The 20314-nt window shown below is 45.4% G+C and carries 8 protein-coding genes; 7 read left to right on the forward strand and 1 reads right to left on the reverse strand.

The features are described 5' to 3' along the window. Positions 1–2155 precede the first annotated feature (2155 nt). The 3 genes from Y697_RS09995 to Y697_RS10005 are packed head-to-tail and all read left to right on the forward strand — an operon-like array spanning position 2156 to position 10322. Positions 2156–5041, forward strand: coding sequence for a response regulator (locus Y697_RS09995; RefSeq protein ID WP_121551489.1), 2886 nt, complete (start codon positions 2156–2158; stop codon positions 5039–5041). Between the two features lie 37 nt (positions 5042–5078). Continuing rightward, positions 5079–7568 (forward strand): EAL domain-containing protein, encoded by a 2490-nt coding sequence (locus Y697_RS10000; RefSeq protein WP_121551490.1) that lies wholly within the window; start codon positions 5079–5081, stop codon positions 7566–7568. Positions 7569–7616: 48 nt separating this feature from the next. Next, positions 7617–10322, forward strand: a complete 2706-nt coding sequence (locus Y697_RS10005; RefSeq protein ID WP_121551491.1) for a diguanylate cyclase — start codon at positions 7617–7619, stop codon at positions 10320–10322. Between the two features lie 574 nt (positions 10323–10896). Here the strand turns inward: Y697_RS10005 and Y697_RS10010 are convergent. Next, the gene (locus Y697_RS10010; protein WP_121551492.1) at positions 10897–13311 is read right to left on the reverse strand and encodes an HD domain-containing phosphohydrolase; all 2415 of its coding nucleotides are present in this window, start codon (positions 13309–13311) and stop codon (positions 10897–10899) included. Positions 13312–13783: 472 nt separating this feature from the next. On the opposite strand from Y697_RS10010, the gene gntH reads away from it, so the two are divergent. The 4 genes from gntH to Y697_RS10035 all read left to right on the forward strand — a co-directional run bounded on the left by gntH (position 13784) and on the right by Y697_RS10035 (position 19786). Further along, positions 13784–15016, forward strand: coding sequence for a guanitoxin biosynthesis MBL fold metallo-hydrolase GntH (gntH, locus tag Y697_RS10015; RefSeq protein ID WP_121551493.1), 1233 nt, complete (start codon positions 13784–13786; stop codon positions 15014–15016). Between the two features lie 466 nt (positions 15017–15482). Then, the gene (locus Y697_RS10020; protein WP_014731658.1) at positions 15483–16145 is read left to right on the forward strand and encodes a TetR/AcrR family transcriptional regulator; all 663 of its coding nucleotides are present in this window, start codon (positions 15483–15485) and stop codon (positions 16143–16145) included. Further along, a complete protein-coding gene (locus tag Y697_RS10025; protein ID WP_014731659.1) occupies positions 16142–17257 on the forward strand; it encodes a radical SAM protein in 1116 nt (371 codons plus the stop codon). Before Y697_RS10020 ends, Y697_RS10025 begins: the two co-directional genes overlap by 4 nt. Before the next feature lie 843 nt (positions 17258–18100). Next, the gene (locus Y697_RS10035; RefSeq protein WP_121551495.1) at positions 18101–19786 is read left to right on the forward strand and encodes a serine hydrolase; all 1686 of its coding nucleotides are present in this window, start codon (positions 18101–18103) and stop codon (positions 19784–19786) included. The last annotated feature ends 528 nt before the right edge of the window (positions 19787–20314 follow it).

The raw sequence follows: 20314 nt of genomic DNA on the forward strand, positions 1-20314 counted from the left end.
CTTAAATCCCCGCTTGAGCGCCTCGTCATTACCCACATCTCTTCTTTATAGTTCGATCATCTTATTCCTTAGTTCCATAATCGGCCTGAAATCTCGCGTCTCTTCAGTCTCCCCTCTCTCTTTTTCTCTAGCGTTCTTAAGAGAACCCGGACGCGTAGCGTCAGAACTAGAGCCGCTTTTCTCTCTTCACTTTGGCTTCTTACGTCTTTTTTGCCTCCTGCGAAGCAGCATCACTTCCTCGCGCAGCGAGCCTCACTTCCCCGGATGCTACTCCGGGCATCACTTCCTGGGATGTTCTTCCCAGCATCACTTCTGCTCTTTCCAGACCCTAGACCCGGCTCTTCCTGGCTCTTGATCTTAAATCCCCGCTTGAGCGGGGGGGACCGCTTGCGGTGGGGTGTGTGCTCTTTGAACAACGTTTAGAATAGGTCGGCCTGTTAGAAATTGAACGATGTATTCACTACTTTGCGTTATTTGGTCTGTGATCCATAGGTATGCTCCTGCCAGAGACCAAAAACTAACATCGAGCAACCGCTCTCAGAGTACTATTTCAGAGCGTCGGCTTTTCTCGTCTACAAAGACCTACACCCTCCGCCACTACGTGGCCCTCCTCCCTCGAGGGAGGACTTAAGATCAGGATCATCAGGAGCAAAATACAAGTTCGCGCATGAACCAGCATATTAGTGGGATTGTGCTCTCTGACTTATGGGTAATGCTGAGGTCATGAACGGGGTTCGTTGAACTACCCGATAAATCTTACCATTTTCATTGTGCTTCTCATCTTGCGTTAGGTCCTTTATCACGACTAAGGTTCTCATTATCGGGAAGCTCAGTTGTAAGTCAGAAGGATTCTCCCCCAGACTTTGCAGCTGCAAGAGCGGATAGAATCTTCAGCGATCGGCATCGATAGGATCTCTCCGATCATGAATCGAATTAGCGCTCATCATCTGTTGTTACAATGATGTTAAAAATGGAGTCTGTCCCTGGGGTGTAATGTTCATTCAGAGAGTGCAAGAAACAAGTAAACTATGATCGAATAATATAGCGATCAAAGTACGCAATTTCTTTCCCGTAACCTGCGAGCCTTTAGGAGCAATCATTGAATGTCCTATAATAGCTTAGCACCGCAGGGTTTTAATTGTGCATACTTGTGGAGAGCGTTCCACGTCTCTTTTGCCAATTGTAGTGGCTTATGTTCAATCTAGAGCGAATTCTATTTACCTAAACTTCCAGTTTTCACTATCCAACAATCGCTTAATCCATGAAGGCCTTTCACGTCTCCATCATTTGATCGCGTTCTTCAGGCAATACGTAGCTGACGTCCATCGTAATCTCTATAGAAAAACAATCGTCATTGATCATAGTTGAAATATGGGCAAAGCATGCTAGCAATCATGTCAATCACGCTCTTTGCATTCGGTCGTTTTGTAAAGTGTTGAGGAACAGCGGAGAGATCAAAGGATAGATTCGAAGTTTCTTGAAGAGAGTTCGAAGAATACTTTTTAAATAAGGAGTTCCGCACGGTCGAAGAGAGCAAGTGACATCGGTTGCACTTCTTTGTCCAAAAGGGATAAGCATTTGTTTTGGGTTACGAAGAATATTAATAACAAGAATAAATACATTTTCGGAATTGAAGAGTATTATTGATTTGTTAAGGACGTCATAAAGGATCACGCTCCAAACTGCTTTTCCGTGGGTTACATAAAGAGGCCGCCAGTATTGAGTATAGCGATTTATTTATACGAAATTGAGAGTCGACAAAAAACGATTATTCGTTAGAAAAGTCTATGCTTCTGAATGGGCAGTTTGGCATGAAATTGTATTGAATGGAGCACATAGATTGTGAAGAAGAATTTTTCGCCGAAGCTTGAAGAGGGAAAAGGAATGTATTACTTCAAGCTAAGTGGGGGACCTTTTTGATAAGATGATCAGGGCGAAATTCCGCGATGCTCTGTGTTCTTTCCAGGCTTTTGGAGTGAAGAGTCGTGGAACTGGGAAAGGTGTCATGAAATTCTCCAGCTGAATGGGGTGAGATTTAACTGAAAAGACAGACGAAAGCTAGTTGTATTTCGATTTTATGCGTGACCGACAAGAATAGCCTTTGCATTGGTCTAGGCTGCAAGTCGGTTCGTTTTGTGCGTGGAGGAGCGTCTCTATGAAAAAGCTTCTAGTCCTGTTATTCGTAGTCGTAAGCACAATAATGTTTTTGGTAAGTCCCTGTTTTGCGGTGGATGGAAAGATAACTTTGACTGAAGATGAGATCGTTTTCGTGAATGAGCATCCTGTTATAAGGCTCGGAGTAGATCCCGCCTTTGTGCCGTTTGAGTTCATTGACAAAGACGGAAGATACAAGGGTATTACTGCGGACCTTTTGTCGCTTGTCAGCGATAGAACAGGTCTCAGATTTGAGATTATTCCGGGGTTGAGCTGGCCAGAAGCATATGATCTGGCTCTGTCGGGCGAGGTCGACGCTTTGCCTGCAATATCGAGAACCGACGAGAGAGAGAGACACTTCCTTTTCTCCGAACCTTATTATTACTTCAAGAGGGTAATCGTAACCAGAGACACCGACAAGGGTATCTCCGGAATCGAAGACCTGGAAGGATTAACAGTGGCTGTGCAAAGAAACAGTTCTCATCACAGTTACTTGATGTACTATCCGAGGATAAACCTGAGTCTGTACGACTCTGTCGAGGCCGCAATCACGGCAGTGGCAAACGGAACGGAGAGGGCTTTCGTCGGAAACCTCGCTACTACGAATCATCTAATACGCGAAAACGGGCTGACAAACTTGCGATTCACTGCATTCGAAGCGGAGAAGCAGCTGGCCCTGCATTTTGCAGTTCGCAAAGACTGGCCCCACTTAATAAGTATTATCAACAAGGCGTTGGATTCGATCACACAGGAAGAGAGAATTGCCATCAACAGCAAATGGATCGATTTGGAGTCAGAGGTTGACTATGGCCGTATAATCCGGATTATTTCTATCTTTGGCGCCTTCGTTGGCGTTGCAATGGCTGTTTCGATCTACTGGATTTTTCGTCTGAAAAAGGAAGTCAGAAAAAGGGAGCTCATTCAGATAGATCTGGAGAGGGCAAAACGAGAAGCAGAAGATGCAAATGAATTCAAGTCCAGCTTCATGGCGCGGATGTCTCACGAAATTCGGACGCCGCTCAATGCAATTACGGGAATGGCATACCTTCTGAAGAAGACAGAGATTTCTTTGACTCAGAGTATGTATGTGGATCGGATTACTCAGGCCTCGAACAACATGTTGAGTATAATTAACGATATTCTTGACTTCTCTAAAATCGAAGCCGGCAAGGTCGAGCTGGAGATCACTTCTTTCAGCATGGATCAGATCATCCAGGATGTCGTGAATATCGTGTCTTACAAGATCGAAGAACAGGGAATCGGTTTCAGGCTTTCGAAGGATCCCCTTATTCCCAACTGGTTTTTCGGTGACCAGAAGCGAATAGAACAGATTCTCCTCAATATCCTTAACAATGCAGCGAAATTCACAAGTGCCGGTGAAGTCTCGCTTGACGTCAGGCTAGTTGCTAAGGAAAATGAGAAGTATCATCTGTCATTCTCCGTCAGAGATACCGGTATCGGGATGACCGAAGAGCAGATAAAGAACTTGTTTATGCCTTTCATACAAGGAGACAGCACCATCAACCGTCGATTTGGGGGTTCGGGACTGGGACTGTCGATCGTCAAGAATCTTGTGGAAATGATGGGAGGAAAAATCGAGGTTTTTAGCACCCCGGGAGAAGGCTCCACGTTCATCATTCATCTGTCACTGGATGTCGACAAAGAGAGGGAGGAACTATATGCGAAAACCTTCTCGGCGACTCACTTCAAGAATATCAGGACTCTCGTACTTGAGAAGACGGGGGCAAGTATGAACTTGATCGAGAGCTATCTCGGCGCTTTTGGAATGCATTGTGAACTCACGACCTCGCAGGAAAGTGCAGTGAGCATGTTGGAAGCTGCTGATGGGAAGTTCGCCAAATCCTTCGACCTGTTCATTCTGGATTACGATACACCGTCTGAAGGGGGCTTCGAATTTGCAGTTTCAATTCGAAATAACAAAAGGATACCTAAGACTCCAAAGCTTATCATGCTCCTGCCAATGATGAGAGAGGACTTGTTCGATAAACTTAACGACTATGGAATCGATATGGGAATCGGCAAGCCGATCATTCCTTCAATCCTCTTGAATGGAATTCTCGACATTTTCAAGCTGAAGGCCGTGTCTGCCACCCATCCTTCAATAAAAGAGCGAGTGAGCCAGGCAAAACTGGAACGACCACATCAGGTTCTCCTGGTGGAAGACAACAAGACCAATCAATTGATTGCCAAGTCTATTCTCCAGCAAGTGGGAATTGAATCGATTCTGGCCGGCGACGGTAAGACTGCCATTGAACTTTACTCGCAGCATAAGGAAAAGATCGACTTGATCTTGATGGATCTGCACATGCCTATATTGAATGGTTACGAGGCGGCGAAGGAGATCAGGAAGATGTCAACCAGTGTCCCGATTGTGGCGATGACCGCGGATGTTATTCTCGGTGTCAAAGAGAAATGCGAAGAAAGTGGGATTCATCATTACATAAGCAAGCCCTTTGACCCCGACCATTTCATTCAAACCATCAAAGAAATAATACTGGAAAATGAGGAAGAGAGAATACAAGAGTCGACCGTTCTCGATCATTCGGCCGGACTGAAGAACATTGGTGGCGATATAGAAGTCTATCGGCAGATATTGAAGGCATACTTGGAAGAGAACCGGGAAACCGTAGAAAAGCTTTCACTTGCAATAAATGAAAAGAGATATTCCGATGCCGCGCAGATCGTCCACAAGGTTAAGGGAAGCTCAGGCAGTATTGGAGCAAAGGAATTGCACACAGTGTCGATGGAATTGCAGAAGGCTTTAAATGAAGAAAAGGAAGACAAAATACAGCCGCTGAAAGATAGATTTTCTGGCTTGCTGAGAAGACTGATCGAGGAAATCGATCGGTTTCATGCCCAGAAATGAAAAGGCATGAGTCTCCCAAACTTAAGGAGGAAGAATGATGTCTGCAAAAATTTTGGTTGTGGACGATTCGGCATCAGATCGTTTCATAATCGAGAGAATGTTGCGCGAATACGATATCCTTACGGCATGTGACGGAATAGAGGCCATGCAACAAATCGATGAACATGGCGATATTGACATTGTGATACTGGATCTGAATATGCCTAAGATGGATGGGTTCGAGGTTCTAAAAGCTTTGAAGTCAAATGATCGATACAAGGGACTCCGCACGATAATTTTGACGAACTACGATGAGCTGGATAATGAGATAGAAGGTCTGAGACTTGGTGCAGTGGACTACATAAGAAAGCCCGTAAATATGGATTCCTTGAAAGCCAGAATTGAAATTCACGTTGAACTGCTTCGAATCCAGCAAATGCTCGAGCAGAAGCTGTATGAACAGGGCCTGACTTTCGATACGATTTTCCAGCAGGCGCCCATTGGGATAGCTATTTCACACGGCTCTGAACCGTCTAATGGCAGGGAGAATACCGTTGCGAGGTTCAATCCTATGTTCGAGAAAATAACAGGAAGAACTAAGGATGAATTGATGGAGCTTGGCTGGGCGAAGATCACATATCCCGATGATCTCGATAAGGACTTGATAAACTTCAAGAAGTTGCAGCGTGGTGAGCTCAGTAGTTATTCAATGGAGAAGCGATATGTTAGGCCCGACGGTTCGATCGTTTGGGTTCAAATGACCGTGGCTCCGCTCATAATTTCGAATGATGACAGGTACAACCATATATGTCTGGCTCAGGAAATCACGAGACGAAAAGAGATGGAGGCCGACCTACTCGAGAGCGAGCGCAGCAAGTCCGTTCTTCTCTCCCATCTTCCCGGTCTTGCTTACAGGTGCAAGTACGATCGGCAGTGGACTATGGAGTTTGTTTCTGCCGGCTGCTCCACACTTACTGGCTATTCGCCTGAAAGCCTAATAAACAACAAAGAGCTTGCCTTTTGCGATTTGGTTGCTCCGGAATACCGTGAATCCCTCTGGATAGAATGGGAGAAGGCAATTGCGAAGAGGATGCCCCTGAATTATGAATATCAAATAATTACGGCAGAGGGTGAGAGAAAATGGGTTCTGGAGATGGGAGAAGGAGTTTTTGGCGAGGGAGGAGAGGTTGAGGCTCTTGAAGGGATAATCATTGACATAACATATCGGAAGAGAATCGAAGACAGGCTTAAGTATAATAGCGAGCACGACAGGTGGACGGGTCTGCATAACTTGAATTATCTTGAGACTCTTCTAGAGAGGGATGGAAAACATCGAAGGCTTGAGAACAGGGCATTTGTCAGTACAAATCTGAACACTGTTCAGTCACTTACCGCAACCTATGGATTTCATTACACTCAGGAGTTGATGAGGGAAGTAGCAGATATGCTCGGCCAGTATTGTACAGACCGACGCATGCTGTTCTATACATATGAAAATCTATTTGTTTTCTACTTGAAAGACTACAAAGACAGAGAAGAACTGACTGAATTCTGCAGAGACATTGCGAATATGCTCGAGTCACTACTCGTTGCTGAGAGAATTGGCGGTGGGATAGGCGTTGTTCAAATTGATAAAGACAGTGACCGCGATGTAGATCAGCTAATGAAGAGACTTCTGATTGCCTCAGAAAAAGCTCTGAACATATACGACAGAGATGTTGGGATTTGTTTCTATGACGCAGAAATCGAAATGGAAATGATTCGTGAAGAAGAGATAAAGCGTGAGCTCACTAAAATCGCCGCGGATGAAAACTACGGCGAACTGTTTTTACAGTATCAGCCGATCCTGGATCTAGAATCAAATCGGATCTGTGGTTTTGAAGCTCTGTCCAGATTGAAGATTGAAAAGTTTGGTCTTGTGCCGGCTTTGGAATTCATCCCCATAGCTGAAAAGACAAAGTTGATCGTCCCGATCGGTCGCAGAGCCATTATCAGGGCCCTGCGTTTTCTAAGAAGGTTGAAGGACAATGGATTCGGCGGAGTACTTGTCTCGATCAATGTCTCTGCAATTCAGCTGCTGAGGAGCGATTTTTCCGAGAATCTCTTCAAGATGATAGATCGGACACAGGTCAATCGGGAGAATATCGGGCTAGAGATTACGGAGTCGGTATTTGCCTCGAACTACGAGGAAATAAACCGAATCATCGGAGGCCTTAAGGATTCGGGAATTCAGATTGCTATCGATGATTTTGGGACAGGGTACTCCTCTCTTGCGAGAGAAAGGGAGCTGAATGTGAACTGCCTGAAGATCGACAAGTCCTTCATTGACAAACTGATGTGTTTAGACGCGAAGAACACGATCACTAGTGATATCATTTCAATGGCCCATAAACTTGGACACTGTGTTATAGCAGAAGGGGTGGAGCATGAAAAGCAGAGGCAGTATTTGCATAGTTGGGGATGTGACAGAATACAGGGATATCTGATCGGCAAACCTCTGGATGAGGAGGCGGCAATCGGGGTTTTGAAAGCCAGTCAGCTTCTGTAAACTTTGTCTTTGCGCTGAAGACTATCGCTAAGAGGGAAGGTAAGGATTATGAAGGGGAGTAGAAGAGTTATTTCGATCAAATGGGTCATCACGATTATGTTCATGTTGGCCATTACAATATCTGTTGGCGGAATCGGAAGTATGATTTTCGCGAGATGGTTATCTTCAGCCGAACGCACATCTGAAAGCATTGTAGAGACAATTAGCGAAAGCGTGTTCAATCACATAGTCGACTTCATGCATGAGCCTACTCACATTAACGAAGCAAACCACAGTATTATCGAGAACAATATACTCGATCTGTCCAACGAGGAAATTAGAGAAAAATACTTCGTCGGTGTTTTGAGCTCGCATGAAGCGGAGATATACAGTTTCAGCTTCGGTACAGCCAATGGCGAGTACTACGGGGCGCGCAGAAATGAAGATGGAGTAATAGAGATAATGAGAAACGACGCTTCTACAGGAGGCTACTCATGGTACTACTCCGTGAATGAGGATTTGACGGCCGGCGAACGAGTAGTAGTAGCGGGGAAATTCGATCCCCGAACACGCGCATGGTATAAAACTGCGGAAGCCGAAGCGGGCCCAGTCTTTTCGCCAATCTACAAACACTTTGTGATGGATGACTTGACCATTTCTGCCGCTTGGCCTGTCTATGATAGAGAGGGCAATCTGCGGGGCGTCTTGGGAACACACATGCTGCTTTCGGGTGTTGGAGGTTTTCTCAAGGACATTGTGAGAGGCTATGATGGTTACGCTATCATTTTTGAAAGGGACACAGGCTTACTGATCGCCAACTCTATGGAGCTCGCCAACTTCTCCATCCTTTCCGATGGTACGTTCAAACGACATGAAATTGGTGAAATCGAGAACTCATACATTAAGAAGGCATATAATGATTACTCTCTAACTCAAGATCCACATTTCACATACAGGGGTGAGAGCGGAAAGCTCTTTGTAGGTATTAGAGAAATCCACATGCCGGGTGTTGACTGGATCTTGATGTCGGCAATTCCTGATGCACTCTATATGACCAGTGTTGTGGAAAGTATTCACATGACTGTATTGCTGGTTGCTCTCGCACTGATATTTTCAGTAATTGTGTTCAATATTGCCGCTGGCAAGCTGATGAAGCCTGTAGACAATCTTCTTGAGGTCTCCGCTGCATTATCCTCGGGGGATCTGTCAAAGAGAGTCGACGTGGTTAGGAACGATGAAATCGGAACGATATCGACGGGATTGAATAAAGTTGCCGATAAAATGCAGTTTCTCATCAATAACCTGGAAGATAGCGTCAGAGATAGAACGGAGAAACTGCACAAGACGAATGCGGAACTTGAAGAGAACAAGAATCAACTCCAACTGCTGTTAGATTCTACGGCAGAAGGGATTTACGGAATAGACATGAATGGGAACTGCACTTTCTGCAACACTAGTGCCGCTAGAATTCTGGGATACAAGAGCGGTGAGGAGTTGCTCGGTAAGAATATGCACATGCAGCTTCACCACAGCCGTCGGGATGGAAAGGTTTTTCCACTAGATGAATGCAAGATCATCAGATCAATCAAACATGGCAGAGGGTTCGAAGCAGATGACGAGGTCTTCTGGAGATCTGACGGGACCTCTTTCGATGTAGAGTACCATTCTTATCCCCAGATAAGAAACGGGAAGGTAGTCGGCGGGGTAATAACCTTCATGGATATTACAGAACGAAAAAAGAGAGAAGAGGAGATCAGATACTTGAGCTGTCACGACACACTTACCGGTCTTCACAACAGGAGTTGTTTTGAGAACAACCGCAAGGAACTAGACGTCCCCGACAATTTGCCGATTTCCGTTATCTTTGCAGATATCAATGGCTTAAAGATGACCAACGATGTGTTTGGTCATGCTGCCGGAGATGAGCTTATAAAAAAGTCTGCAGAAATTCTCCGCCAGTCCTGCAGAGAGAACGACGTAATTGCTCGCTTTGGCGGTGACGAGTTCATTATTCTTATGCCAAAGACAGACAAGGAGGGTGCCGAAGAGATCCTTTCGCGTATCAAGACGGGATTCTCAAATGCCCGCGTTTCGGCGGTGAAGTGTAGCATTTCGCTAGGTTTCGACACGAAGACAAACATTGATCAACCACTTGAAGAGATAATGGCCAACGCGGAGAATTCGATGTATAGGGATAAGACGATGAACCGCAAATCGGCAAACAGGGATATTATTGACACCATTATTGAGACTTTGCACTCGAAGTGTCCAAGAGAAAAACGCCATTCGATTGCAGTCAGTGAGTTGTGTGGCGAGACGGGATCTGCTTTGAACCTTTCCAAGCCGGAGATCAGTGTTCTTGAACGAGCCGGATATTTACACGATATCGGTAAGATCATTCTCGATATAGGTATCTTGTCCAAAGAAACTCTAACGGATGAAGAACGTGAAAAAATGCGGCAGCATTCCGTTGTTGGATACCGCATCTTGAATCTCTTTGACGATACGCTGGATCTCGCCGAGTACGCCTACAGTCACCACGAAAGATGGGATGGCAAGGGCTACCCGAGAGGGCTCAAAGGCGAACAGATACCACTGATATCAAGAGTTATTTCAGTCGCAGAAGCCTATGAACGTGTTCTCAATAGAGGAGACGGTTCAATCGAAGAAAGAAGAGAAACGGCCATTAAAGCAGTCAGAGAGGGAGCCGGAAAGCAATTCGACCCGAAGATTGCCGGACTGTTCATCGAGATGATTGAGGAAAAAACCACATGAACGGGGTATAGAATGGAAATGTATTCCGTGAAGACTTTCTTTTCAGGGATTGTCTCTGTTCGGGGCTCTAGCTTCTAGAAGAACTTATATAACAAGAATCTGCGAATAGTCTAGGGCTTCTGATTGCATGACTCGAACCACCTGAAAGGTCAGATGAAGGTATAGAGAGGCGGTCCGGTTTACAGGCAACGAACTTATGCAGGAAGATCTCGTCGAGAGGGAGTAATCCCGAAAGCGAGGATTGGAGATGTCGAAAATCTCGCAATAAGTTTGGGGAGCTGCTAAACGAAAACTTGTGTGTGAAAACTCCGGGGACCTCCATTTACTACAGCTCCTGATGTTGCAGGTAGATGTCAGAGAGCGATTGCAGATCTTCAGAGAAAATTGAGTTTTGAGGCGCGTAGAAGAATGAACATTATCGGAAATGGACTAGTTGTTCTGGCGAAATAAGGCGGCAACTGGGTAAGCCCGGCACCGGTTAGCTGCAGGAATCTGTTTTTTGAGTATGGTTATGTTTGTCAATGTGGATGCAGGAAAGTTTTCTGAGTGAAAATCTTGAAAGAAATACGGTCAATCAATTCGAGTCGAAAGTGAATCCTGATTCGATAAGTAATACACAGGTTCTTACCACATTGGGGTCATAAAGAGTTCCTGCGTTGCTTTTCAGTTCTAAGAGAGCTTTTTCGATTCCAAGGGCGGGACGTTGAGGTCTATGAGAAACCATGGATTCAAAGACGTCTGCGACTGCGAGTATTCTTGCCTCCAAAATTATCTCATCACCTTTCAGACCGCGGGGATACCCCGAACCATCGAGTCTCTCATGATGTTGATAAATCTGATCTATGATAGGCCGGAAGAAATCCGCCTTCTCAAGTATCTCCTTTCCTTTGACAACATGTTGCTCTATAAGTCGCCGTTCTATGTCATTTAGAAGCCCGGTCTTCGACAGAATTTCGCTTGGAACTGCAATCAAACCGACATCCAGCAATAGTCCCGCCAGAGTTACAAACCCCAGCCTCTCTTCGCCAAGACCAAGTTTTCTTGCGATCTCAGAAGCCAGCCTAGAAACATTCTTCTGATGGCCGACGGAAAATGGACTTCTAGACTCCGTGATCACCGAAAGAACCTCCACTGTTGATTTCAACGTATTCTTAAGGGTCTCTTCAGTTCTTTTTTGCTCCGTGATGTCAGAAGATACATTGACAAAGATTCTTGATTTTCCATCTTCGACTGGAACCACGAGATCAGTCATCTCCGCGATGAAGATCTCTCCATTTCTCTTCTTTTGAGAAAAGACTCCTTTCCAGATCCCTTTCTCAAGAAGCGAGCTGAAGATTTCGTTTACTTTTTTTTCATTTCCTTCTGGCATCAGGACCTCGCTTGCTTTTTTGCCAATTACTTCCTCCGACTTCCATCCATATAATTCCTCTGCAGCCTTGTTCCAGAAGGTAATTTCTCTGTTTGAATCGGTAGCTACAATTGCCTTTCCGACCTCATTAAGAATATGAGACTGCATCTCGAGCTCCGTCTGATATCTCCGTCTCTGCGTGACATCTTGATAGAGGCTTACAATCTCACCGGAGGGTAGCTTGAAAACGCTAACTTCTTTCCATCCGCTCCCTGTCTTGTCAGAGTAATGGGTTGCAGGAATGTGGGCCGGCTCACCTGAGGAATATACCTTTCTAAATACTTCGACTAAACCAAAGCGTTCTGAACCGGGAAATGCTTCCACTATATCTCTTCCGATAAGCTTCTCTCTTCGCACTCCTTCAAGCCTTTCAGCTGCCTTGTTTACATCTCTAAGGATGAACTTTTCGGCATGACCTTCTACGGAGCAGATCATTACTCCCATTCCCATATTATCGAACAGCAATCTGAATCTTGACTCGTTGTCAGCAAGTCTTTTCAGAAAGCCCCTTTCTTCAGTAACGTCTTTGAAGGAATGGACGATACCGATTACTTCTCCATCATCATCCTGAACGAACTCCGCTGAATCGGCCAGCAGCCGCATAGTTCCGGCAGGTGAGACGATCGCAGCATTAGGATGAAAGGATATTGACCCTTCTGCAGTAATCATCTTCTTTGTGTCGAGAAGTATTCGCCGACCAGTTTCAGAGTCATAAAGCTTGAGAACCTTGTTTATCTGCTCGCCAACCGCTTCAGATTCTTCTTTACCTATCATCTTTGCTGCAACGTTATTTATGAAGACTATTCTTCCTTCCATATCTGTCGAGACAACTCCGTCTCCTATGCTTTCAAGAACTTCAAAAAAGGTCCTTGAAGTTTTGATTCTCTCCACGATCTCTCCTGCTCTCTCGGCAACCGTTGAGAAAAGCGATTTCTCGTTTTCGTTGAACAATTCACTCGGATCCATTTCAGAACTCTCGTCGTAGTATTCTGTAATGAAACCGAAGTCCGCCTTCTCTGATTGAATAGGATATGTTGAAGAGAGTGAAGTCTCACGGAAATTGGGCGATAAGTATTCCTTCCCATCGCAGATGATCTTAACGGATGCGAGATCGGGATAGCTCATTGCATTGGGGAGCTCATTCGCAAGAAAAATCATTAGCGAAGAAACTGAGCGATCTTTCTCCCACATAAACTTTGATATCTTGTTGATCAGATGGAGCTCTCTCTTCAGTTGAAGTGATTGCAGCTTGACTTTCGCAATTTCACACTCAGCGATTGACAAGACAACCCTTTCAACACCTCCATCATTTGTGTGAACCGGTGTCACACTTATCTGCTGTGACTCACTGCATGTGGTGCTGAAAAGAGCTCCTTCAGTGAACACCCTGTCAATGATTTCTGTCTTCAAGCAATCGGTGAGCTTGTTTTCAAGAGAAAAGAAGGATTCGCCACGAACTGCTCCAAAGAGACTCTTGGCCTCTTCGTTCATCCATTCTATCAAGCCATTTCTACCGATCTCAAGAAGAATAACGTTTGAAGGCTCTTTAGTGGAAGCTGAATCAAAAGAATCCACGGACATTAGAATCACTCCATTGAAGACCGATCTCAACACAAGACTAGTGACAGAATTATACAATTCTGGGAGCCGTATTTCCTAGTGAGATTGACTATGACGAATGAGTTTCAAATAACAGTGAAATGCTATTTTGAAATTGAAGACGAGACTTTCTTTCCATTACAGAGCTCGAATGTGGCTCTTTCTTTTCTTTGGTCTGTCTTGAACCTAACATGAGTTTTATTAACCATTCAAAACAGGAGTCGCTAGAGGAGAGGGTAAAAGATTATTATACTCTCCATAGTCATGAATAGTGATCGATACTGTGCAGGCAACAAATTGAGTAGTTGAGCATACGACTGTTATATATTTTACTAGGTCTGATTGCACAGCTAAAGATGCATCCCAAACTGTAGTAGCTACGGCTTCGAAAAAACGATCTGATTCTAGAATCCAGAACAAGAGGTAGCCGAACTTTTAAAAGGATGGTGAAGCGATGTTGGGACCGATTGGAAAAAGTCTTTCAAGATCCTTGATCTTGTGTGTTTTAGTGATTTCCTCCTTCGTATTTGGATACGCAACCTACAGTGGTTTTCCAGGTGAGATTGTCAGCACGTTCGAGCCATTCCTTCCCGGTGAGCAACTGGCCGCCGATCAGATGAGAATCACGTTCATGGGAACTTCGGTCGTACCTAGACTGGCCCAGCAATGCAACAGTATCTTTGTTGAGCTGGGGAATGGGGATAGTTTCGTGTTCGATTTCGGATCGGGCGTCTCCTCGAACTATGTGGCTGTTGGCATTCCTCCGTCCAGAATGGACAAGGTCTTTCTCACTCACCTGCATGGAGATCATGTTGGTGATCTGATTACGCTCTACTGCTTCGGCCCCTCTCAAGATAGAAAGACTCCGCTCTATCTCTACGGACCCTCAGGAGACAGTCCCGAAGAGGGAACACTCGCGTTTGCGCAAAACCTTATGGAGCTCATGAAATGGCATGTCGAGGCATTCAGCTTCTTGAGTACCGGACTCAAAGACGGTAGAGACGGGTACGATATCATAGCGAAGGAACTGCCGTATATGACGGTTGGTGGAGTGGCGTACGAAGAGAACGGCGTAAGAATCACTCATTTTCCAGCCGTACATGACAGAAATGGAAGCATCAGTTACAAACTAGAATGGAACGGCCTTTCGATGGTCTTCTCGGGCGACACGATACCCAATTACTACATGATTCAACAGGCGAAGGGAGTCGATGTCCTGATCCATGAGATGGTCGTGCCCCCAGAAGTCTGGGCGAGCAAGAATTCCGGTCTGAAACCGGGCGATCCCGGCTGGGAAAGAGCCGTGGCATTCGCGCTATCCGTTCAAAGGAACTCACACACTTCGCAGAAGGCCTTCGGCTATATACTCAGACAGACGAATCCCAGGCTGGGAATCGCCACTCATTTCCAGGCCAATGAAGATACTGTGGGACCTGCGATTGAAGACATCCGGCTCTTGTACGAAGGAGCCGTCGCGATCGCTACGGATCTGCTCGTTATAAATGTCTCAAAGAGCGAGATCCTTGTGCGCAAGGCACTGGTTTCCGAATATGCCTGGTACCCTCAGCCGTATATTTATCCGCTCGATCAAATGGCTCCACCTAAATATGATGGACCGTACGCCCAGTTCAACGACACGCTCCTGGGGATTATAATTCCCGAGGAAACATACGGAGGCGAAAAGTAATAGGAAAAAGTGCAAAGATAAATCTTGAGTTCATTTAATAAGATATGATCTCTGACGAGCTTTAACTCTTCCGTTTGTCAATGGGCCGATCATAGGATCGGCCTTTTTATATGAAAACGAATAAATAGAGAGAACAAGGTCTTAATGAAGATCCAGTCGCGAAAGCTCACTTTCCCTGAAGAGATGGACATGCATCGAAATTCGCGACTTTAGAGAGAAACTCTGAAAAAAGTGCAACCCCCACCCCAAGCAAGTAATTTTCTTCAGTATTCGACTTCTTCCACATGCAAAGCGGGAGTCTTAATATTCTGAACTGAATGAGAAAAAGAATCTCGTAATAGCCGTAAAAAAAGTTGCGCTTCCCACTTGACGACTATAGTTTTATATAGTAAATTATAATCATAATTTCGAACACGAGTCGGATTTAGGAACGAGACTCGAAATGATTGAGATGAGGAGACTGACTGTGGAGAATTCTGATAGAAAGACCATGCGCCACGAAAGAAGAAGACAATTCTTCATAAAGGCCGCGCAGGAACTGATGAAAGAAGGGGACGAGTCTAAGCTGACTGCAAAGTCGATAGCCGAGCGAGCTGGTTATTCCGCTTCCAGCCTTTATGATTACTTCGAGAGTCTGGACAAATTACTGGTGATGAGTGTGGATGAATTCATGGCCGAGATCGGAGACATGACGGAAGTAGAGATAGAGAAGTGTGACAGAGTAACAGACTGTGTCGAGGCTGCCTACTTGATTTTCGCGGAGTACTTTCTCGACAATCCTCTTCTCTTCAGAACTATCTTCCTGGCTCCGGGGAGTTCGAGAGCGAAGTTCTTCAGCAATCCCGAACTGATGCCTAAATTCTGCGAAATGGGTATGAAGAGGTTGGAATCATTGCGACAATTTGATGAGTCCTTGGGTTTGAAAAAGGGTAGCTCATTGATTATAGAACAGATACTAACACCTGAAATGTTCGGGATACTGTTCATGTACTTTCAGGGATTATACGAGGTTTCGAAGGAAGAAGCTATTCAAATGCTGAAAAGAAACATCGATCACGTTCTAGAACCTTTTAGAGAACTTGAAGAAAAGACTATTTCGAGCAAGGAAAGATTGGGAGGTAAGAAATGAGCAATTGGAACATTCTCTTCAACGATTCGCTAAGAAATTTCTTTGGAACAGCTATCAAAATTGCCGTCAAGAACCCTGCACAGATCGCCTTCATGGCCAAGACAGCAAAGAATCAGCGTGAGGCTGCCGCTGTAAGAGATCGTTTTGAAGCCGAAGGGCTGCACGTTCCTCCGGTCATGATAGCCAGCATTACCAGCAAGTGCAACCTCAATTGTGTGGGATGTTATTCGAACGCCAAGAAACTCAGAACTGACAGAGAGATCACTGCCTCACACTTCAGGAGCATCCTTGAGCAGTCTGTAGAGCTTGGAATATCCATTGTTCTCATGGCAGGAGGCGAACCCTTCATGAGGAAAGATATTCTCCAAACTGCCGCAGAGTTTCCGCAGATTCTCTTTCCTGTTTTCACAAACGGCACTATGATCGACGATAACACGGTCGAATGGCTCAAAGAACACAGAAATATCGTCCCGATTGTCAGCATAGAGGGAAATGAAGGAGACACAGACACTAGAAGAGGGGCCGGCATATACAGGAATGCTCTTGAAGTCATTGCCAGCCTTAAAGAGAGCGGGTCTTTCTTTGGAGTCTCTATTACGGCGACTTCTCAAAATCACATTAAGATAACGGAGAGAAGATTCGTAAATAACGTTGTGAAACTTGGAGCGAAACTAGTATTCTACATAGAATTTGTTCCGCTCACTCCGGGCACTATGAATCTAGTGCTTAATCAAGAACAGAAGCTTGAACTCGCAGACAGGATAGACGCCCTGAGGAAGAATAGCGCAAGTCTATTCGTTTCTCTGCCCGGAAGGGAAGCGACTTATGGGGGATGTCTCGCAGCAGGGAGAGGTTTCATACACCTCAGTCCCGAAGGATTTGTGGAGCCCTGTCCATTTGCTCCGTTCTCGGTTCACAATTTGAAGGAGACGAGCTTGAGAGAAGCGCTGGAATCGGAGTTCCTGAAGGTGCTCAAGGAAAATCACATGAAATGGAAGTCGAAGGATGGCGGATGCGGACTCTGGTCCAACAGAGAATGGGTGGAGAGTGTTCGACAATCGACGACAGTAGAGAAGGAAGCGATCCAGGAAACAGTATCGCTCACTTCCTGAGGAAAGCGTGAATGTCTCGAATGAAAGTGAGCTTCTTAGAAAAACGATTTGTCCTTAGAACAGGTCGAAAAGGCTCAGCGAAGTTTACAGAGTGAAGGAAACGTCTTTAGAAGAATTCGGCCGAATTTTCACTTCAAGAATCTCGGTACTTTTCAGAAGCACGATTAGAACTAACCAACTTTAGTGTGATACTAGGCCATCCTCAAAGTACTTAGGAACATGAACTGACTGGATTATACTCAGACGAGAACCTGTACTGTGAAACATACAAAGTGCAGCAAATGCTCAATCTGCGAAAGGGTATCGGATTTTGGAGATCTTGCTCATCGCCTTCAGGAGAAGTCAAACTCCCCCGGTTTGGAACCCGAAACGATTCAAGGTTCCGGTGACATGCGAATCGAAGGAAAGATTCTGTGGGCACAATGTTTCCCCAGGAACTGAATTTGGAATGCAGAATAGGGGCGGGGCTTCCTCTAAGCTCATCAGGCCTTATCTGCTTCATGAAAACCGTATTGAAATAACCTGTCCAATCATGCATCTTTGAGGAGCTTTCCGCACCGATCGTCACGGCTTCAATATTCGCCTTCGAAATTAGAGAAGATCCTCTCCAATCGAAGCAAATAGCCCACCGCCACGACCGACACTTAAACTGGAGAAGTGCTTCAAGCTGCCATCTCTGCAAAAGATCTACGACGTGAAAGAAACATATCTCTATAGTAAAGAACTCCCTTGAATTCCGCATCCCGACCAAATGGATTGGGAATTCAGTTACTTGAAGTATAATATCTCAAATGATAGAAGGCTCAAGTTAGAGCGCAACTCTCGAGATTGGAGGGATAACTTATGACTGGAAAAAATATCAGTTGTTTGTTCGAAGACCTTGGAAGCACTGGAGTTGCCGTGGGTGTCTTCAAAGAAGGAGAAGTAATCCTAAAAGAGACTTTTGGGCTAGCAAATGAAGAACAGAAAATCCCCGTTAAGACTTGCAGTATCTTTCACATTGGTTCTGTGAGCAAGCAGTTCACGGCAATGTGCATCGCTCTGCTTGAAGAGAAGTCGCTCGATGTGTCTAGAAGAATAACCGACTTCTTCCCTGATCTTGGAAGTCATGCAGCAGAGATAAGAATCCTCGATCTGATACACATGACAAACGGCCTCCCGGATCTATACAAGGTTTCGCAGTACATCTTAGGCTTAAGAGAGAGTGACTATCTGACTTCGACAGAAGCGTATAACCTTCTAAGAAACCTTCGATGGCTTGAGTTCGAGCCTGGCAAAAGGTGGGCATACGGCAATTCAGGTTACTTTCTTCTCGGTAGGCTGGTCGAAAAAGTGACAGGATCGACATTGAATGAATTCGCAGCAAGAGAGATCTTCTCCCCATTAGGAATGACGAACACTTTTTTCAGAGAAGACAATACTAGACTTATAAAGAATGTAGTTGATGGCTACTGCGAATACGAATATCTGCATTCCAAGTCTTTCAGATTGCCTTCAGGCGAACCGGGGAGGCTCTCAAAAGCTCTCGATCTAATGGAGTGCACAGGAGCAGGTCAATTATGGAGCACAATTGATGATCTTCTCATTTGGGAAAGGGCCTTCCACAAGAAGATGATTGGTGAAGATCCGGAGAAGTTGTCGGAGAAGATCATTTCTCCGGCGAAACTGAACAACGGCAATCGGTGCGACTACGGTTACGGTCTATTCTTGACCAAGAGAAAGGGTAAGACGGTTGTCATGCACGAGGGAGGAAGCCTAGGATTTAACGCTGCCATTTACAGGATACCTTCCGAATCCCTTTCTGTTGTTGTTCTGGCGAATCGTAACGACTTCCTTCACAGGATGCTGGTGAAACTCGGCATCGAGATCTACGAAGCAATTGCCGACTGGGTTCTTGGAGAAGATTCGGCGTGTCTTGACAGCAAAGACGAAGGCACAAAACCTGAAGAACTTTCTGAAGATTGGCTTGAAGAGATGAAGGAAGGCGACAAGTGGTTTGCCGATAGAAAGAGCGCTCAAATCTGCAGGCTTTTCGTTGAGGAGGGCTTCCTCAAGCTAGATATGAACGGTGAAAGGGTACATGTATTATTGCCCCTGAGAGGACTCCGATTCGAAGAGATGGATCGTGAGTTTGAAGGGGAAATCTTCCGGGAGAATGGAGAGAAAGGGCTTCTATTAACAAATCACAGCGGTGCAGTTTGGTTCAGACCATTCGAGAAGAGACTTTCAAAATGTGATCTCCAAGAGTACTGTGGAAGATACTATTGTCGTGATATTGACACAGGTTACGATCTCTATGCAACCGAAAGAGGCCTGCTATTTTCCAACACGAATGCGCACCACGATGCTATGAATTTCGAATACCGGCCCGCCGTCAAGGATCTTTTCTTCACCTATGCACCACCTTATCTGAGCTGCTATTTTGGCGTTGAGTTCCTAAGGGACAGGGATCAAGACGTTGAGGCTTTTGTGTTCAGGGACTACGACAATGATGGGAGGGAGTTCTTGAAATTCGCAAAGATTCATTGATTGAAAATCACTTACAGCTGCAAATCATGAATCATCTGCCCTTTGAAGAATGTCGAGAATCTGCAGTTAGAACTTGCAGACAGGATAAATGCTTGAGGAAGAATAGCGCAAGTCTATTCGTTTCTCTGCCCGGAAGGGAAGCGACCTATTTGGTTTTCAAAGGCCAATACGCTCGCCAGTACAAGGTCCTCCCTCCTTGTCATTACCTACATTATTGTTTCTGAAGCTCAGTCATCTTGTTCCTCAATTCCAGAATCAGCTAGAATTCTCGCGTCTCTTCAGTCTCCCGTCTCTCTTTTTCTCTAGCGTTCTTAAAAGAACCTGGACGCGTAGCGTAGGAACTAGAGCCGCTTTTCTCTCTTCACTTTGGCTTCTTGCGTTTTGTTGCCTCCTGCGAAGCAGCATCACTTCCTCGCGCAGCGAGCCTCACTTCCCCGGATGCTACTCCGGGCATCACTTCCTGGGATGTTCTTCCCAGCATCACTTCTGCTCTTTCCAGATCCCAGACCCGGCTCTTCCTGGCTCTTG

The sequence above is a fragment of the Mesotoga sp. BH458_6_3_2_1 genome, assembly GCF_003664995.1.
Taxonomy (GTDB): Bacteria; Thermotogota; Thermotogae; order Petrotogales; family Kosmotogaceae; genus Mesotoga.